Source organism: Streptomyces sp. NPDC045955, from assembly GCF_056430805.1.
This window is the reverse complement of sequence record NZ_JBWKKY010000006.1, coordinates 228,409-253,796: the sequence shown is the minus strand read 5'-3', so window position 1 is coordinate 253,796 and position 25,388 is coordinate 228,409. Positions and strand designations below refer to the sequence as shown.

The 25,388-nt window shown below is 71.0% G+C and carries 21 protein-coding genes; 9 read left to right on the top strand and 12 right to left on the bottom strand.

Annotated features, from left to right (window positions below; genetic code table 11):
- Window positions 1-60: 60 nt before the first annotated feature.
- Genes whiA through uvrC form a run of 4 tightly spaced genes read right to left on the bottom strand, consistent with a single transcriptional unit; the run spans window position 61 to window position 5,157 of the window.
- Window positions 61-1,050 (bottom strand): DNA-binding protein WhiA, encoded by a 990-nt coding sequence (whiA, locus tag AC07F0_RS14925; protein WP_010039680.1) that lies wholly within the window; start codon window positions 1,048-1,050, stop codon window positions 61-63.
- The gene (locus AC07F0_RS14920; RefSeq protein ID WP_478978724.1) at window positions 1,041-2,120 is read right to left on the bottom strand and encodes a gluconeogenesis factor YvcK family protein; all 1,080 of its coding nucleotides are present in this window, start codon (window positions 2,118-2,120) and stop codon (window positions 1,041-1,043) included. Before AC07F0_RS14920 ends, whiA begins: the two co-directional genes overlap by 10 nt.
- On the bottom strand, window positions 2,117-3,076 hold the full coding sequence (gene rapZ / locus AC07F0_RS14915) for an RNase adapter RapZ (protein ID WP_355843664.1): 960 nt from the start codon (window positions 3,074-3,076) through the stop codon (window positions 2,117-2,119). Before rapZ ends, AC07F0_RS14920 begins: the two co-directional genes overlap by 4 nt.
- Window positions 3,073-5,157, bottom strand: a complete 2,085-nt coding sequence (gene uvrC / locus AC07F0_RS14910; protein WP_478978721.1) for an excinuclease ABC subunit UvrC — start codon at window positions 5,155-5,157, stop codon at window positions 3,073-3,075. The genes rapZ and uvrC overlap by 4 nt, the downstream gene beginning before the upstream one ends.
- Before the next feature lie 254 nt (window positions 5,158-5,411).
- Here uvrC and AC07F0_RS14905 point away from each other — a divergent pair, with 254 nt between their 5' ends.
- The 4 genes from AC07F0_RS14905 (at window position 5,412) to AC07F0_RS14890 (ending at window position 8,988) form a co-directional block, all read left to right on the top strand.
- Window positions 5,412-5,573, top strand: a complete 162-nt coding sequence (locus tag AC07F0_RS14905) for a hypothetical protein (protein WP_436728987.1) — start codon at window positions 5,412-5,414, stop codon at window positions 5,571-5,573.
- A gap of 295 nt (window positions 5,574-5,868) precedes the next feature.
- Window positions 5,869-6,816, top strand: coding sequence for a hypothetical protein (locus AC07F0_RS14900; protein ID WP_478978718.1), 948 nt, complete (start codon window positions 5,869-5,871; stop codon window positions 6,814-6,816).
- Window positions 6,817-7,003: 187 nt separating this feature from the next.
- On the top strand, window positions 7,004-8,086 hold the full coding sequence (locus AC07F0_RS14895; protein WP_478978715.1) for a LacI family DNA-binding transcriptional regulator: 1,083 nt from the start codon (window positions 7,004-7,006) through the stop codon (window positions 8,084-8,086).
- Window positions 8,083-8,988 (top strand): carbohydrate kinase family protein, encoded by a 906-nt coding sequence (locus AC07F0_RS14890; RefSeq protein ID WP_478978712.1) that lies wholly within the window; start codon window positions 8,083-8,085, stop codon window positions 8,986-8,988. The genes AC07F0_RS14895 and AC07F0_RS14890 overlap by 4 nt, the downstream gene beginning before the upstream one ends.
- A gap of 147 nt (window positions 8,989-9,135) precedes the next feature.
- Here AC07F0_RS14890 and AC07F0_RS14885 read toward each other — a convergent pair whose 3' ends face one another.
- A complete protein-coding gene (locus AC07F0_RS14885) occupies window positions 9,136-9,999 on the bottom strand; it encodes a helix-turn-helix domain-containing protein (RefSeq protein ID WP_436728983.1) in 864 nt (287 codons plus the stop codon).
- A 101-nt stretch (window positions 10,000-10,100) separates the two neighbouring features.
- On the opposite strand from AC07F0_RS14885, the gene AC07F0_RS14880 reads away from it, so the two are divergent.
- Window positions 10,101-10,664, top strand: a complete 564-nt coding sequence (locus AC07F0_RS14880) for a YceI family protein (RefSeq protein ID WP_478978709.1) — start codon at window positions 10,101-10,103, stop codon at window positions 10,662-10,664.
- A gap of 69 nt (window positions 10,665-10,733) precedes the next feature.
- On the opposite strand, the gene uvrA is transcribed toward AC07F0_RS14880, so the two are convergent.
- Complete coding sequence (uvrA, locus tag AC07F0_RS14875; protein WP_478978706.1) at window positions 10,734-13,757, bottom strand: excinuclease ABC subunit UvrA; 3,024 nt, start codon at window positions 13,755-13,757, stop codon at window positions 10,734-10,736.
- 223 nt (window positions 13,758-13,980) lie between these two features.
- Here uvrA and AC07F0_RS14870 point away from each other — a divergent pair, with 223 nt between their 5' ends.
- Together AC07F0_RS14870 and AC07F0_RS14865 are read left to right on the top strand one after the other, a co-directional pair.
- Window positions 13,981-14,670 (top strand): maleylpyruvate isomerase family mycothiol-dependent enzyme, encoded by a 690-nt coding sequence (locus AC07F0_RS14870; protein WP_478978703.1) that lies wholly within the window; start codon window positions 13,981-13,983, stop codon window positions 14,668-14,670.
- Between the two features lie 35 nt (window positions 14,671-14,705).
- Window positions 14,706-15,362: an MBL fold metallo-hydrolase gene (locus AC07F0_RS14865; RefSeq protein WP_478978701.1), complete on the top strand. Its 657-nt coding sequence runs from the start codon at window positions 14,706-14,708 to the stop codon at window positions 15,360-15,362.
- Between the two features lie 254 nt (window positions 15,363-15,616).
- Here AC07F0_RS14865 and aroQ read toward each other — a convergent pair whose 3' ends face one another.
- Window positions 15,617-16,090 carry a type II 3-dehydroquinate dehydratase gene (aroQ, locus tag AC07F0_RS14860; protein ID WP_307174525.1) on the bottom strand — a complete coding sequence of 158 codons (474 nt, stop codon included), beginning with the start codon at window positions 16,088-16,090 and terminating at the stop codon, window positions 15,617-15,619.
- Window positions 16,091-16,193: 103 nt separating this feature from the next.
- On the opposite strand from aroQ, the gene AC07F0_RS14855 reads away from it, so the two are divergent.
- Together AC07F0_RS14855 and AC07F0_RS14850 are read left to right on the top strand one after the other, a co-directional pair.
- Window positions 16,194-17,240 (top strand): S66 family peptidase, encoded by a 1,047-nt coding sequence (locus AC07F0_RS14855; protein WP_478978698.1) that lies wholly within the window; start codon window positions 16,194-16,196, stop codon window positions 17,238-17,240.
- A 93-nt stretch (window positions 17,241-17,333) separates the two neighbouring features.
- Window positions 17,334-18,602 (top strand): MFS transporter, encoded by a 1,269-nt coding sequence (locus AC07F0_RS14850; RefSeq protein ID WP_478978695.1) that lies wholly within the window; start codon window positions 17,334-17,336, stop codon window positions 18,600-18,602.
- 154 nt (window positions 18,603-18,756) lie between these two features.
- Here the strand turns inward: AC07F0_RS14850 and AC07F0_RS14845 are convergent, their stop codons facing one another.
- The 5 genes from AC07F0_RS14845 to uvrB all read right to left on the bottom strand — a co-directional run bounded on the left by AC07F0_RS14845 (window position 18,757) and on the right by uvrB (window position 25,366).
- Complete coding sequence (locus AC07F0_RS14845) at window positions 18,757-19,059, bottom strand: hypothetical protein (protein WP_478978692.1); 303 nt, start codon at window positions 19,057-19,059, stop codon at window positions 18,757-18,759.
- A 129-nt stretch (window positions 19,060-19,188) separates the two neighbouring features.
- Window positions 19,189-20,190: a TerC/Alx family metal homeostasis membrane protein gene (locus AC07F0_RS14840; protein WP_478978689.1), complete on the bottom strand. Its 1,002-nt coding sequence runs from the start codon at window positions 20,188-20,190 to the stop codon at window positions 19,189-19,191.
- Window positions 20,191-20,413: 223 nt separating this feature from the next.
- A complete protein-coding gene (locus AC07F0_RS14835; RefSeq protein ID WP_478978686.1) occupies window positions 20,414-22,429 on the bottom strand; it encodes a TerD family protein in 2,016 nt (671 codons plus the stop codon).
- A 75-nt stretch (window positions 22,430-22,504) separates the two neighbouring features.
- Window positions 22,505-23,083, bottom strand: coding sequence for a TerD family protein (locus tag AC07F0_RS14830; protein ID WP_010039633.1), 579 nt, complete (start codon window positions 23,081-23,083; stop codon window positions 22,505-22,507).
- A gap of 138 nt (window positions 23,084-23,221) precedes the next feature.
- Window positions 23,222-25,366: an excinuclease ABC subunit UvrB gene (gene uvrB / locus AC07F0_RS14825; protein WP_478978683.1), complete on the bottom strand. Its 2,145-nt coding sequence runs from the start codon at window positions 25,364-25,366 to the stop codon at window positions 23,222-23,224.
- Window positions 25,367-25,388: the final 22 nt, after the last annotated feature.

Here is a 25,388-nt window from a genome sequence, read left to right as displayed (position 1 = left end):
CGAAAACCGGTGCCGACCACCCAAGTGGCGGACAGCACCGGCTTTTGACGGACTGTGGGATCAGCCTACGAGATTGTCGGCCAGCTCCTCGGAGAGGTTGGCCTCCGTGCCCGGGATGCCCAGGTCGGAGGCGCGCTTGTCGGCCATGGCCAGCAGACGGCGGATCCGGCCGGCGACGGCGTCCTTGGTCAGCGGCGGGTCGGCGAGCGCGCCCAGCTCCTCCAGCGAGGCCTGCTTGTGCTCCATGCGCAGCCGGCCGGCCGCGGCGAGGTGCTCGGGCACGTCCTCGCCGAGGATCTCCAGCGCGCGCTGCACACGGGCACCGGCGGCGACGGCCGCACGGGCCGAGCGGCGCAGGTTGGCGTCGTCGAAGTTGGCGAGCCGGTTCGCCGTGGCCCGCACCTCGCGGCGCATCCGGCGCTCCTCCCAGGCCAGCACCGACTCGTGGGCGCCGAGGCGGGTGAGCAGGGCGCCGATCGCGTCACCGTCGCGGACGACGACCCGGTCCACGCCGCGCACCTCGCGGGCCTTGGCGGCGATCGACAGGCGGCGGGCGGCGCCGACCAGCGCGAGCGCGGCCTCGGGGCCCGGGCAGGTCACCTCCAGGGAGGAGGAGCGGCCGGGCTCGGTGAGCGAGCCGTGCGCCAGGAAGGCGCCCCGCCAGGCGGCCTCGGCGTCGCAGGTGGCCCCCGAGACCACCTGCGGGGGCAGGCCGCGGATCGGGCGGCCCCGCCCGTCGACCAGGCCGGTCTGGCGGGCCAGCTGGTCGCCGCCCGCGACGACGCGCACCACGTAGCGCGAGCCGCGGCGCAGTCCGCCCGGTGCCATCACGATCAGCTCCGAGCTGTGGCCGAAGATCTCCAGGATGTCCCGCTTGAGGCGGCGGGCCGCCATCGCCGTGTCCAGCTCCGCCTCGATCACAATCCGACCGCTCACCAGGTGAAGGCCGCCGGCGAACCGCAGAATGGCGGAGACCTCCGCCTTTCTGCAGCAGGTCCGGGTGACGGGGAGCCGGGAGATCTCGTCCTTCACCGCTGCCGTCATCGCCATGGGCCGATCCTTCCATGCATCCGAAAAATACGGTCGTACGCGGCGGCCAACAGCTCCGGGTCATGCCTCGGGGTCCCGTCGGGCCGGGCCACCGGCGCCAGCTCGACCGCGGCCCCGAACCGTTTGGCGGCATCGGTCAGCAGGGCGCGGTCGGGCACGGCGGCCTCGTCGGCCAGCACCACGTCCAGGGCGAGTTTAGGGGCGTGTCGTCCCAAAACCTCCAAATGACGCTGCGGGGAGAAGCCCTCGGTTTCTCCGGGCTGCGGGGCGAGGTTCAGAGAGAGTATCCGGCGGGCCTTGGTCTGTGTGAGCGCGTCCAGCAGCTCGGGCACGAGCAGGTGCGGGATGACCGACGAGAACCAGGAGCCGGGGCCGAGCACGACCCAGTCCGCGTCCAGCACCGCCTCGACCGCCTCGGGCACGGCGGGCGGGTCGGACGGCACGAGGTGCACCGACTGCACCTCGCCCGGGGTGAGGGCGACGGTGGCCTGGCCGCGGACCGTGTCCACCTCGTCCGGGCGGGCCGGGTCGTGGCCCTTGACCAGGGCCTGGAGCTCCAGCGGGACGGCGGACATGGGCAGCACGCGCCCCTGCGCGCCGAGCAGCCGCCCGACCAGGTCGAGGGCCTGGACGTGGTCGCCGAGCTGCTCCCACAGGGCGACGATCAGCAGATTACCGACCGCGTGTTCGTGCAGGTCGCCCTTGGACTGGAAGCGGTGCTGGATGACACGCGCCCAGGTCTGGCCCCAGTCGTCGTCACCGCACAGCGCGGCCAGTGCCTTGCGCAGGTCGCCGGGCGGCAGCACGCCCAGCTCGTCGCGCAGCCGGCCGCTGGAGCCGCCGTCGTCGGCCACGGTGACGACGGCGGTGAGGTCGCCGGTGATCCGGCGCAGCGCGGCGAGCGACGCGGACAGGCCCATGCCGCCGCCGAGGGCGACGACCTTGGGCTGGGTGCCCCGGCGGCGGGGTCTGCCGCCCCGGGCCTCGGCGGGCCGGCCGCCCCTTTCGTCGGTGCTGCCGTCGGACACCACCCGGCGCAGCCGGCTCAGCCGCGGAGTACGTCGTGTCATTCGCGTCCCATGTCCCGGTGTACGACCACCGTCTCCACGCCCTCGGCGGCGAGCCGGGCGGCGAGCTTCTCCGACATGGCGACCGAGCGGTGCTTGCCGCCCGTGCAGCCCACGGCGATGGTCACGTAGCGCTTGCCCTCACGGCGGTACCCGGTGGCGACGAGCTGGAGGAGCTCCGTGTACCGGTCGAGGAACTCCTTGGCGCCGGGCTGGTTGAAGACGTAACCCGACACCTCCTCGTTGAGGCCCGTGTACGGGCGCAGCTCCGGCACCCAGTGCGGGTTCGGCAGGAAGCGGCAGTCGACGACCAGGTCGGCGTCGACCGGCAGCCCGTACTTGTAGCCGAAGGACATGACCGTGGCCCGCAGCTCCGGCTCCTCCTCGCCTGCGAACTGGGCGTCCATCTTGGCGCGCAGCTCGTGCACGTTGAGGCTGGAGGTGTCGATCACCAGGTCGGCGTCGCCGCGCAGTTCGCGCAGCAGCTCCCGCTCGGCGGCGATGCCGTCGACGATCCGCCCGTCGCCCTGGAGGGGGTGCGGGCGGCGCACCGACTCGAAGCGGCGCACCAGGGCCTCGTCGGAGGACTCCAGGAAGACGATCCTCCGGGTGACGTTCTTCGCCTCCAGGTCGGCGAGGGACTCGCGGAGGTTGTCGAAGAAGCGGCGGCCGCGGACGTCGACGACGACGGCGATCCGGGCCACGTTGCCCTGGGAGCGGGCGCCGAGCTCCACCATGGTGGGGATCAGCGCGGGCGGCAGGTTGTCGACGACGAACCAGCCGAGGTCCTCCAGGCACTTCGCGGCCGTCGAGCGGCCGGCCCCGGACATGCCGGAGATGATCACCAGCTCGGGGATGGCCGCGTCCGGGACTGCGGCCTTGTCGTTGGGCGTGCCCGTACTCACCTGTGCTCCGTCTCCGGCTTGCTCTTCTTGCCCGTCGTGCTCGTTCACATTCATGTCTCCTGCCCCCGTCGTTCGTCCGGGGCGCCCGTCCGTACGGGCTCCCCACCGGGACCCATGGTGCCGGGTTCCTCTTCCATGATCTCTCCAGTCGCCGTGTTGACGGCGGGTGCGGCCGGGGCCGCCTGGGCGAGGGCCACCGCGATCGTCTCGGCGGTCTTGCGGCCTATCCCGGGAACCTCGCAGATCTGGTCGATGGTGGCGGATCGCAGTTTCTTCAACGAGCCGAAGTGCTTCAGGAGTGCCTGCTTGCGCGTGTCCCCGAGTCCGGGGACGTCGTCCAGGGGGCTGGACCGGAAGCGCTTGGACCGTTTGGTGCGCTGGTAGCTGATCGCGAAGCGGTGGGCCTCGTCACGGACCCGCTGGAGCAGGTACAGGCCCTCGCTGGTGCGGGGCAGGACGACCGGATCGTCGTCACCGGGCAGCCAGACCTCCTCCAGGCGCTTGGCGAGGCCGCACACGGCTATGTCGTCGATCCCGAGGTCGTCCAGGGCCCGCTGGGCGGCCGCGACCTGGGGGGCGCCGCCGTCGACGACGACGAGCTGGGGCGGGTAGGCGAACTTCTTGGGGCGGCCGTCGTCCTCGGTGAGGGTGTTCGGGGCGCCGGCGAGGTCCGTGCCGGCGAGGGTTCCTTCGCGGTCCTGGCCGTCCTCACTGTCGGTCCACTCGCCCGTCTTCTCCTTCTCGGCGAGGTAGCGGCGGAAACGGCGGGTGATCACCTCGTGCATGGAGCGGACGTCGTCCTGTCCGGCGAAGCCCTTGATCTGGAACCGCCGGTACTCGCTCTTGCGGGCCAGGCCGTCCTCGAAGACGACCATGGAGGCCACCACGTCGTCGCCCTGGAGGTGGGAGATGTCGTAGCACTCGATCCGCAGCGGGGCGCTGTCCAGGTCCAGGGCGTCGGAGATCTCCTCCAGGGCCCGCGAGCGCGTGGTCAGGTCGGAGGCGCGCTTGGTCTTGTGCAGGACGAGCGCCTGCTGGGCGTTGCGCTGCACCGTCTCCATGAGGGCCTTCTTGTCGCCGCGCTGCGGGACGCGCAGGGACACGCCCGAGCCGCGCCGCCCGGCGAGCCACTCCTGGACGGGTTCCACCGGGTCGGGCAGGGCGGGGACGAGGACCTCCTTGGGCACGGCGTCGCCCGTCTCCTCGCCGTACAGCTGCTGCAGGGCGTGCTCCACCAGGGCGCCGGTGGTGATCTCCTCCACCTTGTCCGTGACCCAGCCGCGCTGGCCGCGCACGCGTCCGCCGCGCACGTGGAAGATCTGGACGGCCGCCTCCAGCTCGTCCTCGGCGACCGCGATCAGGTCCGCGTCGGTCGCGTCGGCGAGCACGACCGCGTTCTTCTCCATGGCCTTCTTCAGGGCCTCGATGTCGTCGCGCAGCCGGGCCGCCCGCTCGTACTCCATCTCCTCGGCCGCCTCACCCATCTGCTTCTCCAGGCGGCGGATGTACGTGGCCGTCCGGCCGGTCATGAAGTCGCAGAACTCGTCGGCCAGTTCGCGGTGCTCCTCGGCGGAGACCCGGTCCACGCAGGGGGCGGAGCACTTGCCGATGTAACCGAGGAGGCAGGGGCGGCCCGTACGGGCGGCGTTCTTGAAGACGCCGGCCGAGCAGGTGCGCACGGGGAAGACGCGCAGCAGCAGGTCGACGGTGTCGCGGATCGCCCACGCGTGCGCGTACGGCCCGAAGTAGCGCACGCCCTTCTTCTTGTGACCGCGCATCACCTGCACGCGCGGGTACTCCTCGTTCATCGTCACCGCGAGGTACGGGTAGCTCTTGTCGTCGCGGTACTTGACGTTGAACCGGGGGTCGTACTCCTTGATCCACGAGTACTCCAGCTGGAGCGCCTCGACCTCCGTGGACACCACCGTCCACTCCACGGACGCGGCCGTGGTGACCATGGAGCGGGTGCGCGGGTGCAGGCCCGCCAGGTCCTGGAAGTAGTTCGCCAGGCGCTGGCGCAGGCTTTTCGCCTTGCCGACGTAGATCACCCGGCGGTGCTCGTCACGGAACCTGTAGACCCCCGGCGAGTCGGGGATCTCACCCGGTTTGGGGCGGTAGCTGGAGGGGTCGGCCATGTCTCACACCCTACTGGCGAGCACCGACAGCCCGACGGGACGGCGGGGGCACGATCATGGACTCGGCGAGGGGCAGTTTCCAACGGCATGCTCCGTCCGGGGTTACGGCACGCCGGGAGCGGGAATGCAGGCTTCCCACGGGGACACGGCGTCGTCCGGCGGACGGAGGCCGTGCCGGTGCAGGCACAGGTTGTCGGTGCGGACCGGCCGTTTCGGTGCGAAACGGGCGGGCCACGGGTCGGAGGGCTGCGCAGATGAAGCGGATGCGGATCGAGAAGACCCGGCGGGCCGTCCGCGCCCGTCGGTACGCGGACGAACGGTTCGCGCTGCACGACGCCCTCGACCCGCGCGACCCCGACATAGTGCGGGCCAAGCGCCTGGCCGTCGAGGAACGGGGCGCAAGCGACCGCTCATAGCCGGACGCCGGACCCACCGGCCTCGGCTCAGGCCGGTGACGCCGTCAGCAGAGACCGCCCGGGGTGCCACGCCCCGGGCGGTCGCATGTCCGGACGACGGGCCTGGCCGGGAGTACGTCACTGTCCGGCATCAAGTGTTGTCGGGACCAGGTCAACACGCTTCAATGCGGAGGAACTCGGGACCCTGAACGACGGCGTACGGATGTGAAGACCTCCCCTGCGCCGGCGGAACGGCCCCGGGCGGCCCGCGCGAACGGTCTGACCAGCCGTCGCCGACTCACAGAGAGGCCCCTGCATGCCGCACGCCCCACAGCACGCGGACGCCGCCACCGCGGAACTGGACACGGTTCTGCGCGGCGGCCCCTTCCACGTCGCCCTGCGTGCCGCGATCGCCGCCCGCGGCCTGCCGCTGCAACGTGTGCAGCACCATCTCTCCCGCCACGGGGTGAAGGTCGGCGTCACCAGCCTGAGTTACTGGCAGCAGGGGGCCAGGCGCCCGCAGCGCCCCGAGTCGCTGCGGGCCGTGCGTGCGCTGGAGGAGATCCTGGAGCTTCCCGAGGAGTCGCTGATCCGGCTGCTCGCCGAGCCGGGCGAAGGCCCGTCCGGGCAGCGGTCCGCGGCCCGCTCCTACCGCTCCCTCGTCGAGGCCTCCGGGGTCCTGGACCAGCTCCTGGCCGAGCTGGACTGCCCGCCGGACGGCGGTCTGCACACCCTCGGGCACCACGAGCGGCTGCGCATCGGGGCGCGGCGCGAGCTGGCCGAGCGGGAGTCGCACCACATCGTGCGCGCCCACCGGGACGGCGTCGACCGCTTCGTGGCCGTCCACCACGGCGACCGGGGAGCCGCACCGGAGCGCATGAGGGTGCACGCGCTGGAGAACTGCCGTACGGGACGCGTCCGTTGGCACCGCGACACGGGCCTGCTCGCGGCCGAACTGCTCTTCGACACCCGGCTGCGGGCCGGTGACACGTTCCTGTTCCGCTACGGCGTCGAGGACGGCACGGCGGGCGTGTCGTGCGAGTACCTCCGCGGCTTCGACTCCCCCGGCGGCCAGTACGCGCTCCAGGTGTGCTTCGACGCGGCCGCCCTCCCGGCGCGTTGCCACCGTTTCGCGCAGCACTCGGCGGCTGCTCCGCGCACCGGCTGCCAGGACCTGGCGCTGAGCGGACGGCACCGGTCGGTGCACCTGGTCGAGCCGCGGGTGCGGACCGGGTTCGTGGGGATCGGCTGGGACTGGGAGTAGGGGCACCGAGGGCGGCTGCGGTTCGCCGCTCTCTCTCTTCCGCTCTCCCCTGTGCCTCTGCTCTTTGCCTCTCCTCTGGCCTCTGCCCTGTGCCCTTCGGGCGACGTAAACGCTTGCGTAAGCGTTTACGTGTGCCGTCGGATGCGATACGTTCCCGCCAGGACCTGACAGAGGAGGCGGGAGAAGCATGGCGACCATGGCCGACGTGGCGCGCAGCGCCGGAGTCTCCGTCGCGACCGTCTCGCACGTCCTGAACGGCACCCGGCCGGTGCTGCCGCACACCCGCCAGGCGGTCCTGGACGCCGTGGAGGAGCTCGGCTACACCACGAACACGCTGGCCCGGTCCCTGGTGACCGCCCGTACCCGGTCCATCGGACTGGCAGTGTCGGCGATCAGCAACCCGTACTTCACGGAGATCCTCCAGGGCGTCGAGGCCGCCGCCCTGGAGCACGGCTACAGCCTCCTGATCGCCGACCCGCACGACGACCCGGAGCACGAGCGCAAGGTCGTCCAGCTGCTGCACGAGCGCCGGGTGGACGGCATGATCGTCGCGCCCTCCGCGGATCCGGGCGGGCTGCTCGCCTACCTGGGGCGGCACGACGTACCGGCCGTGTTCCTCGACCGGCTCGTGGACGCCCCGGACGGCGGGCCGCGCTTCGACCAGGTCTGCGCCGACAACGCCGAACCGACGTCCCGGCTGGTCACCCATCTCGCCGGTCTCGGTCACCGGCGGATCGGGCTGGTGGCGGGACGGCCGGGGCTCAGCACCACGAGCGAACGGATCACCGGCTACCGGACCGGCCTCGCGTTCGGGGGACTCCCCTACGACGAACGGCTCCTGGTCCACGGCGACTCGGAGTCGGCCGGTGCCGAACAGGCCACCGCCGCCCTGCTGTCCCTCGCCGTGCCGCCCACCGCACTGGTCACGGGCAACAACGCCATGACCATCGGGGCGCTGCGTGCCCTGCGCGCGCACGGCCTGTCCGTGCCCGGAGACATCGCACTGTGCTGCTTCGACGACTTCGCCTGGGCGGATCTGTTCGCGCCCCGGCTCACCGCGATCGCGCAGCCCAGCCGGGACATCGGCGCCCGGGCCGTACGCGTGCTCCTGGAGCGTTTCGCCGAGCCGGACCGGCCCGCGCGGACCGTGCGGCTCCCCTGCACCTTCGTCCACCGCACGTCGTGCGGCTGCCCCGAGGAGCCAGGGCGGTCCGTGCGGCTCGAGCAGCCTGAGCAGCCCGCGCAGTCCGAGAGAGGAACCGTCGCATGATCGTCGTCGCCGGTGAGGCACTGATCGACCTGGTACCGCGGGGCACGGGTGCCCTGGCGGCACTCCAGCCGGCGCTCGGCGGGGGCCCCTACAACACGGCGGTGGCGCTGGGCCGTCTCGGCTCGCCGGCCGCCTTCTGCTCCCGGGTGTCGTACGACGCCTTCGGGGAGGCCCTGCTGGACCGGCTGCGGGAGACCGGGGTGGACGTGTCGTCGGTGCAGCGTGGCGCCGAGCCCACGACGCTTGCCGTCGCCACGGTCGGCGCGGACGGTTCGGCGGCGTACTCCTTCTACGTCGACGGGACGGCGGACCGGCTCTTCACGGCGCCCTCCGCGCTGCCGCCCGGCACCCGGGCCGTCTCCTTCGGGACCTGCTCGCTGGTGCTGGAGCCGGGGGCGAGCGCCTACGAGGAGCTGATGCGTGCGGCGGCCGCGCAGGGCGTGTTCACCGCGCTGGACCCGAACATCAGGTCCGGGCTGATCCCGGACGCGGACGCCTACCGGGCGCGGTTCAAGAGCTGGCTGCCGTCGGTGTCCCTGCTGAAGCTGTCCGAGGAGGACGCCCGGTGGCTCGGCGGCACGCCCCAGGAGTGGCTGGCGGCCGGCCCGGCCGCGGTCGTGATCACCCGGGGCGGCGACGGGCTGACCGCCTTCACCGCCGGCGGTGAGTACGCGGTGCCGGGTGAGCGGGTGGAGGTCGTGGACACGATCGGCGCGGGCGACACGGTGAACGCGGCGCTGCTGCACGGGCTCGCGGCACGCGACGCCCTCAGCACGCAGGCGCTGGCCGCGCTGGGTCACGACGGCTGGGCCGGGCTGCTGGGCTTCGCGGCCCGTGCGGCGGCGATCACCTGCTCGCGGGCCGGGGCGGAACCGCCGTACGCGCACGAGCTGGAGGGCTGACACCTCCGCGATCCGTACGGACGGCGATCAGCGCACGGACGAGGATCAGAACGGGAGGACGATCAGGACGGACGATCAGCAGGGACAGCGGGGAACGCGTGCCTGCCCGTCCCCTGCCACGTCCTCTGCTCGTTCCCTGCGCGTCGCTCAGCCGGCCTCCCCCACGGCCCGCAGCGCGCCGGGGCGGCGGCCGTTGAGGCGGTCCAGGGCTGCGGCCGTGGCGTCGTCCGCGGGCAGGTGGACGATCATGCGCTGGCCTTCGTCGGGCAGCGCGAACGTCTCGTGCAGCAGCCGCAGCGATCCGGCCTCCGGGTGCTCGATGTGCTGGGAGCCCGTCCGCCGCGGCGTCACGGCCAGGTCGGCGAACCGGTCGGTGAAGTCCGCCCCAGCCGTCACTGTCAGCTCGTCGGCCAGCTCGGCGACGTACGGGTCCCGCAGCGGGACCTCGTGCCGGAGCTGGGCGACCAGGTCGTCGGCCACCCGGTCCCAGTCGCGGTAGGCGCTGCGGGCCCGCTCGTCGGTGAACAGGTAACGGAGCAGGTTCGGCGGATCGTCGTCCAACAGGCCGAGGGGGCCGGCCACCCGCTCGAATCCCGCGGTGTGGGCGAGGACGTCGCCGATCCAGTTGACCACCAGCGCGGGGGTCGGTTCGAGGCGGTCCAGCACGGACCGGACGGTGGGGCGGGCCGTGCGGCTGAGCGCCGGAGCCGCCGCGCAGAGCAGCGGGTCGCCGCCGTCCGCCTCCTTGGTGAGGCGGCGCAGCAGCATCCGGTCGACGAGAGACAGGTTCAGGGCGTCGGCGAGGGCACCAAGCACCTGGGCGGAGGGGTGACGGTCGCGTCCCTGCTCCAGCCGGGTGAGGTACTCGACGCTGATGCCCGCGAGCGTGGCCAGTTCGGCCCGCCGCAGGCCCGGGGTGCGGCGGCGCGGGCCGGTGGGCAGGCCCACCTCGGCGGGGCTGACGGCTTCACGCCAGGTACGCAGGAACGTGCCCAACTCGTTGTCGCTCACCCGCCGAACGTACCCTCCCTGCGCGCGGGAAGGGTGTCCCTGCCACTACCAGGCTCCGGCCGGTCTCCCTCAGGAGTCGCGCACACCTCAGGGTGGAGGCCATGACGAATGACACCGCTACCACCGCTTCCGCCACTGCTCTGCCGCTGGCCCCGGGGCACTGGGCCCTGGACCCGTTCCACTCCTCCGTCGGCTTCACCATCCGTCACCTGGGCATCGCCAAGGTGCGGGGGCGCTTCGAGCGGCTGGAGGCCGACCTGTTCGTCGGGGAGCGCGTCGAGGACGTGCGGGTCTCCGCCACCGTCGATCTGGCCTCGATCGACACCGGAAACGCCGACCGGGACGCGCATGTCCGCGCCTCCGACCTGCTCGACGTCGAGAAGCGCCCGACGATGACGTACCGCTCGACGCGGGTGTCGGGTGCGGGCGAGGACTGGACGATGGAGGGCGAGCTGACCATCGGCGAGGTGACCCGCCCGGTGACGCTCGCCGTGGAGTTCGGCGGACTGGTCGATGTGCCCATGGACGGCAGCCGGCATGCCGGCTTCGAGGCGACGGGTGAGATCCGGCGCAGCGAGTTCGGGCTCGACTTCGCTCCCGGTCTGCTCGGGGAAGTGGTGAAGATCCAGCTCGACATGCAGTTCGTGGAACCGAAGAGCGCCTGATCAGCAAAGCGGACGTGCCGTGCCCCACAAGGGAACTCCTTGTGGGGCACGGCACGTTGGCGGAAGCTGTCAGCCCTTGGCCACCCGCGTGGTCTTCTTGGTGGCGGCCTTTGTGGACTTCGCGGCCGTCTTCTTGGCGGCGGTGCTGTCGACCGTCCCGGTGGCGGCCTTCTTCGCCCTGGTCTGTGCCGGGACCGTCTTCTTCGCCACCGTCTTGCGCGGGGCCTTCACCGAGGACGCGTCGCTGATCCGGTCGGCGCCGAGGACCTCGCGCAGGAACTTGCCGGTGTGGCTGGCCGGGACCGCGGCGACCTCCTCGGGAGTGCCCTCGGCGACGACCAGGCCGCCGCCGGCGCCGCCTTCGGGACCCATGTCGACGATCCAGTCGGCGGTCTTGATCACGTCGAGGTTGTGCTCGATGACGATGACCGTGTTGCCCTTGTCGACCAGTCCGGACAGGACCGTCAGCAGCTTGCTGATGTCCTCGAAGTGCAGACCGGTGGTCGGCTCGTCCAGGACGTAGACCGTGCGGCCGGTGGAGCGGCGCTGGAGCTCGCTGGCGAGCTTGACGCGCTGGGCCTCACCGCCGGACAGCGTGGTCGCGGACTGGCCGAGCCGGACGTAGCCGAGGCCGACGTCCTTGAGGGTCTTCATGTGGCGGGAGATCGCGGGGACCGCCTCGAAGAACTCCGTGGCCTCCTCGATCGGCATGTTCAGGACGTCGGCGATGGACTTGCCCTTGTAGTGGACCTCCAGGGTCTCCCGGTTGTACCGGGCGCCGTGGCAGACCTCGCACGGGACGTAGACGTCCGGGAGGAAGTTCATCTCGATCTTGATGGTGCCGTCGCCCGCGCAGTTCTCGCAGCGGCCGCCCTTGACGTTGAAGGAGAAGCGGCCGGGCATGTAGCCGCGGACCTTCGCCTCGGTGGTCTCGGCGAACAGCTTGCGGATGTGGTCGAAGACGCCGGTGTACGTGGCCGGGTTGGAGCGGGGGGTGCGGCCGATGGGCGACTGGTCCACGTGCACGACCTTGTCGACGAGGTCGTCGCCGTCCACGCGCGTGTGCCGCCCGGGCACGTTCCTCGCGCCGTTCAGCTCGCGGGCCAGGTGCGTGTACAGGATGTCGTTGACCAGGGTCGACTTGCCGGAGCCGGACACGCCGGTGACGGCGGTGAACACGCCCAGCGGGAAGGAGACGTCGATGTCCTGGAGGTTGTTCTCCCGGGCGCCGTGCACCGTGAGCTGCCGGGACGGGTCGATCGGGCGCCGGATGTCCGGCAGCGGGATCGCCTTCTTACCGGACAGGTACTGACCGGTCTGCGACTCGGCGTTGGCGAGCAGCTCCTGCAGGGAGCCGCTGTGCACGACCTTGCCGCCGTGCTCACCGGCGCCGGGGCCGATGTCGACGACCCAGTCGGCGGTCTTGATGGTGTCCTCGTCGTGCTCGACGACGATGAGCGTGTTGCCCATGTCGCGCAGCCGGACCAGGGTCTCGATCAGCCGGTGGTTGTCGCGCTGGTGCAGGCCGATGGACGGCTCGTCGAGCACGTACAGCACGCCGACGAGGCCGGAGCCGATCTGGGTGGCCAGGCGGATGCGCTGGGCCTCGCCGCCGGACAGCGTGCCGGCCGCGCGGTTCAGGGAGAGGTAGTCCAGGCCGACGTCGACGAGGAACCGCAGCCGCTCGTTGACCTCCTTCAGGACGCGCTCGGCGATCTTCTTGTCGCGGGCGCTGAGCTTCAGCTCCCTCAGGAAGTCCGCGCAGTCGCTGATCGACATCGCGGAGACCTCGGCGATGGACTTGCCCATGATCGTGACCGCGAGGACGATCGGCTTCAGGCGCGTGCCCTCACAGGTCGGGCAGGGCACCTCGCGCATGTAGCCCTCGAAGCGCTCACGGCTGGCGTCGCTCTCGGCCTCGCTGTGCCGGCGCTTGACGAACGGGACGGCGCCCTCGAAGGCCGTGGTGTACCGGCGCTCGCGCCCGTAGCGGTTGCGGTAGCGGACCTCGACCTGGGTCTTGTGGCCGTGGAGGAGGGCCTTCTTGGCACGCTGCGGGAGACCCGCGAAGGGGATGTCCGTCCGGAAGCCCAGGGCGTCGGCGAGTGCGCCGATCAGTCGGCCGAAGTAGTCCTTGGTGTGGCCGTGCGACCAGGGGTGGATGGCACCTTCGTCGAGGCTCTTGTCCGGGTCCGGGACGATCAGCTCGGCGTCGACCTCCATGCGCGTGCCGATGCCGGAGCAGTCCGGGCAGGCGCCGAAGGGCGAGTTGAAGGAGAAGGAGCGGGGCTCCAGCTCCTCGAAGGACAGGTCGTCGTACGCGCAGTACAGGTGCTCCGAGTACATGCGCTCGCGCTCGGGGTCGTCCTCGGGGAGGTCGACGAAGTCGAGCACGACCATGCCACCGGACAGGCCGAGGGCCGTCTCGACGGAGTCGGTGAGACGGCGCTTGGCGCTGTCCTTCACCGTGAGGCGGTCGACGACCACCTCGATGGTGTGCTTCTCCTGCTTCTTCAGCGTGGGTGGGTTGGACAGCTGAATGGTCTCGCCGTCCACCCGCGCGCGGGAGTAGCCCTTGGTCTGGAGGTCGGCGAAGAGGTCGACGAACTCGCCCTTGCGCTCGCGCACCAGCGGCGACAGCACCTGGAAGCGGCTGCCCTCCGGCAGCTCCAGGACCTTGTCGACGATGGCCTGCGGCGACTGGCGCGAGATCGGGCGGCCGCACTCGGGACAGTGCGGCTTGCCGATGCGCGCGAAGAGCAGGCGCAGGTAGTCGTAGACCTCGGTGATGGTGCCGACCGTGGAGCGCGGGTTGCGCGAGGTCGACTTCTGGTCGATGGAGACGGCCGGGGACAGGCCCTCGATGAAGTCGACGTCCGGCTTGTCCATCTGGCCGAGGAACTGCCGGGCGTACGAGGAGAGCGACTCCACGTAGCGCCGCTGTCCCTCCGCGAAGATGGTGTCGAAGGCCAGCGAGGACTTGCCCGACCCCGACAGGCCCGTGAAGACGATGAGCGAGTCGCGCGGCAGGTCGAGCGAGACGTTCTTGAGATTGTGCTCGCGCGCTCCACGAACGATGAGACGGTCGGCCACGCCGGTCCGCACCTTTCTTGAGAGAAGTGACAGGGGCGGGGCCCCCGTGCTTTCTCAGACTAGGGGGAGCCACTGACAACGCCGGTCGGATTCACGGGTTGCCAACAAACCCCGGCTTTCCAGCATGCCCGACGTCACGTCCGACCATATAGCACGCGCATTCGATTACCGGCACTCCTTCACCACCTTCACCCGAAGGGGTGGCGGGGCTAGGGTCAGCACCATGATTGATCACGGTCATGACCTGGTGTCTGTACAAGCCGCTACGGAACGGCTGCTCATCGCAGTCGGCAAACTGGACAACGCCTCTGTGACGCAGCCGTCACGGCTGCCCGGCTGGACCCGGGGTCACGTGCTGGCCCATCTCGCCCGCAACGCGGACGCCCTCGTGAACGTCCTCGAAGGCCGCCCCATGTACGTCTCCGGCGAGGCCCGGGACGCCGACATCGAGCGGGACGCCCCGCGCCCTCTCGACGTCCACCTCGCCGACCTGCGTGAGAGCGCGGCCCGGTTCCAGGAGGCCGGGGACGCTCCCGCCGACTGGTCGCGCACGGTGGAGTTGCGGGGCGGGGTCACGGACTCCGCGTCGCGGGTGCCGTTCCGGCGGTGGGTGGAGGTGGAGCTGCACCACGTGGACCTGGGAATCGGGTACGAGCTGGAGGATCTGCCGGCGGACTTCACGGAGCGGGAGATCGCCTTCCTCGCCGACCGGTTCGCCGGGCATCCCGACGTACCGCCCACGCGCCTCACGGACGGCACGCACGCGTGGAGCACGGGACGGGAGGCGGACGACGGGCCCGAGGTGACCGTCACCGGCTCCCCGGCGGACCTGCTGGGCTGGCTCGCCGGCCGCCGCACCGGAGCCGCGCTGACGGTGGACGGCGGAGCGCTCCCGGCGCTGCCCCCGTTGTAGGACCGGGGCCGCTCCCCCGCTATAGGCTGGCGCTCATGACGTACAGCGGACAGGTGACGGTCGGCGGACCTGCCGACGTGCACGAACTCAAGGACCTGATGATCACGAAGATCGCGGTCGGTCCCATGAACAACAACGCCTATCTGCTGCGCTGCCGGGCCACGGACGAGCAGCTACTGATCGACGCCGCGAACGAGGCGGAGACCCTGCTCGGCATGATCGGTGACGACGGCATCGCGTCCGTCGTCACCACCCACCGGCACGGCGACCACTGGCAGGCGCTCGCCGAGGTCGTGGCGGCCACCGGCGCCCGCACGTACGCGGGCCGGTACGACGCCGACGGCATCCCGGTGCCGACCGACGTGCTGGTCGACGACGGCGACACCATCCGGGTGGGGCGCGTGGAGCTCACCGCGCGCCACCTGGTCGGGCACACGCCCGGTTCGATCGCGCTCGTCTACGACGACCCTCACGGGCATCCCCATGTGTTCACCGGGGACTGCCTCTTCCCCGGCGGTGTGGGCAACACCCGCAAGGATCCCAAGGCGTTCGCCAGCCTCATCCACGATGTGGAGACGAAGATCTTCGACGTCCTCCCGGACGAGACGTGGGTCTACCCGGGGCACGGCAACGACACCTCGCTGGGCGCGGAACGCCCGCAGCTGCCGGAGTGGCACGCGCGCGGGTGGTGAGGGACCGCGCGGGGCGCGCGAAGCTGTGGATCAGTAGGCCGCGCACGCGCCCCGTGTGAATCATTCGCACACGCCGGTGTCGTACGTACGCTCCCCCTGCACGTAGTTGCGCAGTCAACTGGTAGCAGCCCCGCGCAGGATGACGGCTCCTGGGCGGATGGGCCGCCGGTCTGTCGATCCCCGCCCTCGACCGGCGGCCCCGGCGCAGATGTCGTCGTGACCCCGACCGGGCGGCTTGGCGGCCGGAGCGCGGCTCAGGCGTCGGCGTGCCCCGTCCCGGCCAGCGCCGCGACCCGCTCCACGCCGAAGACGTACCCCTGCACCCCGCAGCCCGCGATGACCCCGTCCGCGCGCAGCGAGACGTAGGAGTGGTGCCGGAACGACTCGCGCTTGTGGATGTTGGAGATGTGGACCTCCAACACCGGCATGCCGTCACAGGTGTTGAGGGCGTCCAGGATGGCGACGGAGGTGTGCGAGTAGGCCCCCGGGTTGATCACGATGCCGCAGTGGTTCAGCCGCGCCTCGTGGATCCAGTCCACCAGCTCGCCCTCGTGATTGGACTGGCGGAAGTCGACCGTGCCGCCGTGCGCGGCCGCTGCCTTGGCGCACAGGGCCTCGACGTCGGCGAGGGTGTCGGAACCGTAGATCTCCGGCTGCCGCTGGCCGAGCAGATTCAGGTTGGGGCCGTTGAGGATCATGATCGGGGCGTTGGCCAGGGTGCGGGGCACGGTTCCTCCGGTCCGTTCGGGGTCGGGCGGCCCGCGACGGACCGCTGCTCGGACCCGGTTTATCACGGTGCGCCGACGGACCGCCGGGCCGTAGCCTCCCGCCATGACGAGCCTCGTGTACCCGCCCAAGCCGTCCCCCGGCGACCGCATCGCCGTGCTCTCGCCCTCCTCCGGCCTGCCCGGGCTCTTCCCGCTCCCCTACGAGCTGGGCCTGGAGCGGCTGCGCAAGGAGTACGGGCTGGAGCCGGTCGAGTACCCGGCGACCCGCAAGATGGGCTCCACGCCCCAGGAGCGGGCCGACGACATCCAGGCGGCCTTCGCCGACCCGGACGTCAAGGCGGTCATCGCGTCGATCGGCGGGGACGACCAGATCACCGTACTGCCGCTGCTGGACCGGGAATTGATCCGGGCCAACCCGAAGCCGTTCTTCGGGATGAGCGACAACACGAACCTGCTCGCCTACCTCCACAACAGCGGCATCGTCGCCTTTCACGGGGCGAGTGTGATGTGCGAGCTGGGCCGTCCGACGGCCATGCACCCCCAGACCGCCGAGTCCTTGCGCGCGGCCCTGTTCACCTCCGGCCCGTTCGAGCTGCGGCCCGCCGAGCGGTGGCGTGACATCGACCGGGACTGGGCGGATCCGGCGACCTTCGACGCGGAGCCGGAGACCCGGCCCGGCACCGGCTGGACCTGGGTCAACGCCGACCGGGTGGTCGAAGGCCGCAGTTGGGGCGGCTGCCTTGAGATCCTCGGCTGGCTGCTGATGGCCGACCGGGAGATCGCGCACGATCTGTCGGTGTACGACGGTGGAGTGCTGCTCCTGGAGACATCCGAGGACATGCCGAGCGCCACGGAGGTCTTTCGCACGCTGCGCGCCATGGGCGAACGCGGGCTGCTCCAGCGCTTCTCGGCCCTCCTCATGGGCCGCCCGAAGACCTGGTCCTTCGAGTGCCCCAACAGCCCCGAGGAAGCCGCTCGTCACGCGTCCGAACAGCGGGAGGCCGTGCTGCGCGCCCTGCGTGTCTACGCGCCCGACACCACGATCGTCTTCGACGTCGACTTCGGGCACACCGATCCGCAGCTGGTGATCCCGTACGGCGGCACCGTGCGCGTGGACGGACCGGCCCGGCGCATCACGGTCACATACTGAGGGCCCCCGGGGCTTCCGCGCGCCCCGCAACCCGCCGTCACGGTGGGTAGTTGACGCGGCATGCACGACGTACGCTCCGTAAGGGCACCTTCCATGCCCCGCCTCGCCGCCGCCTCGCTCGCCGGCACGGCCATCGAGTTCTACGACTTCTTCGTCTACGGCACCGCGGCGGCCCTGATCCTGGGGCCGCTGTTCTTCCCCACCTTCTCGCCGGTGGCCGGGACGCTGGCCGCCTTCGCCACCTTCGGCGTGGGCTTCATCGCGCGGCCGCTGGGGTCGGTGCTGTTCGGGCACATCGGGGACCGGCACGGGCGGCGGCCGGTCCTCGTCGCCTCCCTGCTGCTGACCGGTGCCTCCACGGTCGCGGTCGGCTGTGTACCGACGTACGGGACGATCGGCGTGGTCGCTCCACTGCTGCTCCTGGTGCTGCGTTTCCTCCAGGGGCTGGGGCTCGGTGGGGAGTGGGGCGGGGCGGTGCTGCTGACGGTGGAGCACGCGCCCGCCGGGCGGCGTGGGCTGTGGTCGAGCTTCCCGCAGGTCGGGCCCGCGCTGGGGTTCCTGCTCGCCAACGGGGTGGTGCTGGGGCTCTCGGCAACGCTGTCCGAGGCGCAGTTCGCCGCGTGGGGGTGGCGGGTGCCGTTCTGGGCGGCGGGGGTGCTGGCCGTCGTGGGGCTGTGGCTGCGCTCGTCGCTCGCCGAGAGCCCCAGCTTCCTCGAGATCGACGACCACGCGCGCGTGCCGCTCGTCGAGGTCCTGCGCGACCACTGGCGGCTTCTGCTGCTGACCGGCGGGGCGCTCGCGATCGGCTACGCGATCTTCTACGCCGTGACGACCTGGTCTCTCGCCTACGGGACGGAGCGGCTGGGGGTGAGCCGCAGCGTCATGCTGACCTGCATCATGGGCGCCGTGGTCGTCAAGGGCGCGCTCACGCCGCTGGTGGCGCTGCTCGGGGACCGGTACGGTCGGCGTCCCCTGTGCCTGGCCGGATGCGCGGCCGCCGCCCTGTGGATGTTCCCGATGGTCGCGCTCCTCGCCACCGGCGCGCCGCTGCCGATGTTCCTCGGCTTCCTCGGGGCGATGCTCGCCTTCATCACGATGTTCGCCGTGATCGCCGCGTATCTGCCGGAGCTGTACGAGCCGCGGGTGCGCTGCACGGGCGCCGCCGTCGGCTACAACCTCGGCGGGGTCATCGGGGGCGCGCTCACGCCGATCGTGGCGACGGCGCTGGCCGAGCAGGGAGGGCGGGTGCCCTGGGGTGTGGCCGCGTATCTGACGGCGATCGCGCTGCTCAGCCTGGGGTGCTTCGCGCTGTTGCCGGAGACGCGTCCGGTGGCGGCGGCTGCGGAGCCGGCCTCGGGGTGAACTCGGTCGTCATGCGCGTCTACGGGTTGATCGCCGGCTCCGGATACGCCGCGAACAGTTTCCGCTGTGTCGCGGGCCAGTTGTCGAGTTGTCGTCGCCCGCGAAGGGGGCCCGCGCTCCGGTCGTGCGGGGCCCCTTCGCTCGTGCCACGGGACTACGCGAGCTCGCGCTGGTCCACGAGGTCGCAGTTGGTGAACACCCGCTCGCCGATGCAGAGTTCGTCCAGTTGCTGCGCCATCCTGCTGGTCTCGGGGTCCTCGCTGTTGCGCATGGCCTCCTCGTAGGAGTCGAACTCGATCAGCGCCAGATAACGGCGCGGATTGTCGCGGTCCTTCAGAAGCATGCGCTGCCTGGGGCCGCCCGGCCGGTCGGCGAAGCCCCTCCCCGCCTCCTCGAGCACCCGCTCCATCTCGTCCAAGCGCTCGGTCTCGAAATCGATGATCTGGACGAACTTCATGGCACCTCCAGCCGGCCACGGCGCCCCCGGGCCGGGGAACGCGCTCAAGAACAAACAAGCACCGGGACCGGTGGTCGGCAATTCGCTGACCACCGGTCCCGGTGATGGTTGCTCCCGCGTCCGACGTGGTCAGACGTCGATGCTGTCCTTCGAAGGGCCCCCGCTCTGCGCCTGCGCCGCCTCGGCCGCCGCCTGCTTCTTCGAAGCCCGCAGACTGGTGATCGTGGTGACGATCAGGACGGCGCAGATGACGCCGAGCGAGACCGGGATGCTGATCTCGGGCACGTGCACCCCGGACTCGTGCAGCGCGTGCAGCACGAGCTTCACGCCGATGAAGCCGAGGATGATCGACAGGCCGTAGCTGAGGTGGACCAGCTTCTTCAGCAGGCCTCCGATGAGGAAGTACAGCTGGCGCAGGCCCATCAGGGCGAACGCGTTGGCCGTGAAGACGATGTACGGGTCCTGCGTCAGGCCGAAGATCGCGGGGATGGAGTCGAGGGCGAACAGCACGTCCGTGGTGCCGATCGCGAGCATCACGACCAGCATCGGGGTCATGACCCGCTTGCCGTTCTCCTGGATCCACAGCTTGGTGCCGTGGTAGCGGTCGGCCACCCCGAAGCGGCGCTCGGCTGCCTTGAGGAGCTTGTTCTCCTCCCAGTCCTCGTCCTCCTCGTCCGCCCGGGCCTCCTGGATGAGCTTCCACGCGGTCCAGATGAGGAAGGCGCCGAAGATGTAGAAGACCCACGAGAAGCTGGCGAGGATCGCGGCACCCGCGGCGATGAAGATGGCCCGCAGGACGAGCGCTATGAGGACACCGATCAGCAGGACGCGCTGCTGGTACTGCGTGGGCACCGCGAACTTCGCCATGATCAGGACGAAGACGAAGAGGTTGTCGACGCTCAGCGACTTCTCGGTGATGAAGCCTGCGAAGAACTCACCGGCGGGCTGGCCGCCGCCGAACACCAGCAGGCCGAACCCGAAGAGGGCGGCCAGGACGATCCAGACGACTGTCCAGATCCCGGCTTCCTTGATCGATACGTCGTGCGGCTTGCGGCCGATGAAGAAGTCGACCGCGATCAGGGCGGCGAGCCCCACGATCGTCAGGACCCATAGGGTCACGGAAACATCCACTGCGCCTCCGGCAGTCGTAACGGCAAATGTCAGCGTCGTCGCTGCCGGAGGTCTCTTCCACCCAGGATTGGGCCGACGCCCCGGGATCTGGCCTGATCCGTATTGACGGGTACGCCGCAGCAGACAGGGAGTACTCCCCTCCGTGCCGTCCAAAGTACCCCAATCACCAAGAACAGGTAAAGCACTTGGCAAAAGAAAGACCAAAATCCCTGGTCAGGGCGCTTTACACATACTTGGTGCGGGCGGCCGCGACCTGGGCGAGCACCTGCTGGAGGACCTGGCTGCCCGGCGGCACCAGCGCGGGCTCGTACGTCCAGGCATGACCGACCCACGGGTCGGCGAGGTGATCGTCGGGGACCGGCGTCAGTCGCAGCAGCGAACGCCACAGCGGGTCGAGCAAAGGCCCGTACCCGGACGACTCCTCGCGGTCGGCCACCATCATCAGATGGACGCCGAAGGCGGGGCCCTCGTCGGCGAGGTAGCGCAGCTGGTTCACGGCCCGGTCGTCGAAGCCGTGCGGGAAGTCGTTGACGATCAGCAGTTGCTGGGAGGTGTCGAAGCCCGGCGGGAGGGAGTCGGCGGCGCCGCCCCGCACCGCCATCTGCACCAGGTCGACCCGCTGGGTGAGCCGGCCCAGCGCGTCCGCCACTCCTGCGGCGCCGAGCGCGGGCGGGGCCGCGAGTACCCCGGTCTGCACCAGGGGTGCGAGTGGCTGCGCACCCGAGCCGGCCGGGTCGATGACGTGAACGGTGAACTCCCCCGCCGGATAGACGGCGAGCAGCCGGGCCGCGTGCGCGACCGCCGTCTCCAGGGCGAGACGCCCCAGGGCATGCGAGTCGTCGAACGAACCGCCGGACGAGCCGGTCCGGCCGCTGTCGATCCACAGGCCGCGCTCCAGCGGCAGCCTGACCAGCATCGGGATGCGGATCCGGTCGGCTTCGGGGAGATGGAGGTCGCCCAGGCGCAGGGCCATGGGGGTCTCCATCGGTACGCGGTAGGCGTGCCAGACGGGGCTGTCCCAGCGGGCGTACGCCGGGGGGAGTGCGGGTTCGACGACCTCGGCCTCGGCGATGAGCTGGGTGAGGTCCCGGTCGAGGGCCTCGCCGGCCTGGGCGACGAGCTGGTCGTGCCGGGCGCGGGCCGCCTCGCGCGCGGCGTCGCCCTGTCCGCCGATCCGGCTGCGCGGGTCGGAGAGGACCTGCTCCAGCTCCTTGTCCATGCGGGACTCGGCGAAGTCGACGGCGCTGCGGTAGGCGGCGGTGCTGCGGGCCAGGTCCTCGAACATGCCCCACACCTGGTTGTAGAGCCGCTCGTCCATGGACCAGCCGGTCGCGTCGCCCGCGACGGGCCGGGCCGGCTGCCCCGGTGCGGCCGGGGGTGCGGTGGGTGGCGGGGGCGGAGCGGTGTTCTGGCGGCGCGGGTGGCTGTAGTCGATCGAGCCGCCCGTGGTGGGCGCGGAGGGTTGGGTGACGGCGTTGGGCTCCGGGGCCGTGCCGGGGTACGACGGCGTCTGCGGCGCGGGCTGCCCAGGACCGCCGGGTGGCTGACCGCCGTACGGCGACGTCGGTGGTGCCTGGTCCGGCTGAGGCGCGGTGCCGCTCTGGTCCGGGCCGAGGGCCGGGGCCGCCGTCTGCCGGGACCGGTCGGTGTCCGCCGTGCGCGGCAGGGGTGCCTGCACCGAGCGGGCCACCCCCTGGGCCACCGCGTCGTCGATGCTGCCGGCGAGCATGCGCGCCTCGGGCAGGCCCTGGTCGGTGAGCAGTTCGGCGAGGCCGCCCGCGTAGCCCTGGCCGACGGCGCGCACCTTCCAGGCGCCCTGCCGGCGGTAGAGCTCGAGGGCGACGACCGCGGACTCGGCTTCCAGGCCGGTGATGGTGTAGGTGGCGATCTCGGCGCCGTCGAGGCCGGTGACGGCGACGAACGGGGCGGCCACGGCACCGAAACGGCTCGGGCCCGCCCCGGCGGCGGGCAGGGCGAGCAGTACGCCGACACGGTGGACGGCCTCCGGCACGGCGTCCAGATCCACGGCGAGGCGATGGTCGGCGGCGGCCTGCCGGGAGACCTCCAGACCGGGCTGGGTGGGCGCGCCCGGGTGGGCGACCCACTCCGCCCCGTGGATGCGACCCCTCTCGTCGCTGAGCGCGGCCGCGGCCACGATCGGCGTGCCGGCCGAGACCCGGATCTCGAGTCGGACCTGGGAGAGCGGGTGGTTCTGCCCCCGCACCAGCTCGGCCGTCATCGCCTTCTCCCCCTGTGTCGTTGTCTGGTGTCGTGTGCCGCTCGCCTGCCCCGCCCCGGCCGGTGGGCCCGGACCTCAGAGGACGGGCAGGATCGCCGGCATCAGGTCCTGGAAGGTGCGGCCGTTGGCCGGGTTGCCGAGGGCCGTCATCGTCCAGCCCGGGCCCGAACGGTGCACCTTGGCCATGATCTGGGCGGTGTACTGGCCGCCGCCGGCCAGTGTGTAGCGGGCGAGCTCCTGGCCGTTGGTCTCGTCGACCAGCCGGCAGAACGCGTTCTGCACCTCCTGGAACGTCTGGCCCGTGAAGGAGTTCACGGTGAAGACGATCTGGTCGATGTGGACCGGGACGCGCGAGAGGTCGACGAGGATCGCCTCGTCGTCGCCGCCCTGGCCGACACCGCCGACGAGGTTGTCACCGGTGTGGCGCACCGAGCCGTCGTCGCTCACCAGGTGGCGGAAGAAGACGACGTCGACCGGCTGCTTGTCGGCGAACAGGACGGCCGAGGCGTCGAGGTCGATCTCGCGCGTACGCGAGCCGAACAGGCCGCGCCGGGGAGCCGCCTGCCAGCCGAGACCCATGCGTACCGCGGTCAGGCTGCCACCGTCGTTCTTCTGCAGACTGATGGCCTGACCCTTGGTCATGTTGACGGTCACGCGCTGATCCCCTCTCGGACGTCCCCTGTTGCCGCGCAGTCGCGGTTGATCAGAACCCTACGCAGGGGCACTGACAGTGCCGTACCCCGGTCCGCACTTTGTGTCGGTCTTGCAACACTGCGCGTACGCGGTCCGCCGTCAGGCCAGGCCCGCCTCCTTCATCTGGCGCAGTTCCTTCTTCATCTCGGAGACCTCGTCGCGCAGCCGGGCCGCGATCTCGAACTGGAGGTCCGCGGCGGCGGCCCGCATGCGTGCGGTGAGTTCCTCGATCTGCTCGCTGAGTTCGGCCGCGGGGCGGTCGGTCGGCACCGTCTCCTTGGCCTTGCCCTTGCCCTTGGCCGGCTTGGTGCCCTCGGCGCCCCTGCCCAGGGACGGCACGGGCGCCTTGGTGCCCCCGCCGTCCTTCTTCGCCTTGCGGTAGCCCGAGCCGAGCAGCTGCTCGGTGTCGATGTCCTCGCGGGCGATCTGGGCGACGATGTCGTTGATCTTCTTGCGGAGGGGCTGGGGGTCGATGCCCCGCTCCTTGTTGTACGCGACCTGCTTCTCCCGGCGCCGGTTGGTCTCGTCGATGGCCTTCGCCATCGCCGGGGTGATCTTGTCCGCGTACATGTGGACCTGACCGGAGACGTTGCGCGCGGCGCGGCCGATGGTCTGGATCAGGGAGGTCCCGGAGCGCAGGAAGCCCTCCTTGTCGGCGTCCAGGATCGCCACCAGGGACACCTCGGGCAGGTCGAGGCCCTCCCGCAGGAGGTTGATGCCTACCAGCACGTCGTACTCACCGGCGCGCAGCTCACGCAGGAGTTCGACACGGCGCAGGGTGTCGACGTCGCTGTGCAGATAGCGCACCTGGATGCCCAGCTCCAGGAAGTAGTCCGTGAGGTCCTCGGCCATCTTCTTGGTGAGCGTGGTGACCAGGACGCGCTCGTCCTTCTCGGTGCGCTGCCGGATCTCGTGCACCAGATCGTCGATCTGGCCCTCGGTGGGCTTGACGACGACTTCCGGGTCGACGAGGCCGGTGGGGCGGATGATCTGCTCGACGACCCCGTCCGAGCGGGAGAGCTCGTAGGCGCCCGGGGTCGCCGACAGGTAGACCGTCTGGCCGATGCGCTCCTGGAACTCCTCCCACTTCAGCGGGCGGTTGTCCAGGGCGGAGGGCAGCCGGAAGCCGTGGTCGACGAGGGTGCGCTTGCGGGAGGCGTCGCCCTCGTACATCGCGCCGATCTGCGGGACCGTGACGTGCGACTCGTCGATGACGAGGAGGAAGTCGTCCGGGAAGTAGTCCAGCAGGGTGTTGGGCGGGGAGCCGGGCAGGCGGCCGTCGAAGTGCATCGAGTAGTTCTCCACGCCGGAGCAGGAGCCGATCTGGCGGAGCATCTCGATGTCGTAGGTCGTGCGCATCCTCAGGCGCTGGGCCTCCAGGAGCTTGCCCTGCTTCTCCAGCTCGGCGAGGCGCTCGCCCAGTTCCTTCTCGATGTCGTTGATGGCCCGCTCCAGGCGCTCGGGCCCTGCGACGTAGTGGGAGGCCGGGAAGACGTAGAGCTGCTGGTCGTCGCTGATGATCTCGCCGGTGACCGGGTGCAGCGTGGACAGTGCCTCGATCTCGTCGCCGAACATCTCGATGCGGACGGCCAGCTCCTCGTAGACCGGGAAGATCTCGATGGTGTCGCCGCGGACGCGGAAGGTGCCGCGGGTGAAGGCCATGTCGTTGCGCGTGTACTGGATGTCCACGAAGCGGCGCAGCAGCTCGTCGCGGTCGTGCTCCTCGCCGACGCGGAGGGGGACCATGCGGTCCACGTACTCCTGCGGCGTACCGAGGCCGTAGATGCAGGAGACCGAGGCGACCACGACGACGTCACGCCGGGTGAGCAGCGAGTTGGTCGCGGAGTGGCGCAGGCGCTCGACCTCCTCGTTGATCGAGGAGTCCTTCTCGATGTAGGTGTCCGACTGCGGGACGTAGGCCTCGGGCTGGTAGTAGTCGTAGTACGAGACGAAGTACTCGACGGCGTTGTTCGGAAGAAGCTCCCGGAACTCGTTCGCCAGCTGGGCCGCCAGCGTCTTGTTCGGCGCCATCACGAGCGTGGGGCGCTGGAGCTTCTCGATCATCCACGCGGTGGTGGCGGACTTGCCGGTGCCGGTCGCGCCCAGGAGGACGACGTCCTTCTCGCCCGCCTGGATGCGCTGGGCGAGCTCGGCGATGGCCGTCGGCTGGTCGCCGCTCGGCTGGTAGGGGCTGACGACCTCGAAGGGCGCCACCGTGCGTTCGATCTGGGAAACGGGCCGCATGGGATCCACCGTACGACCCCGC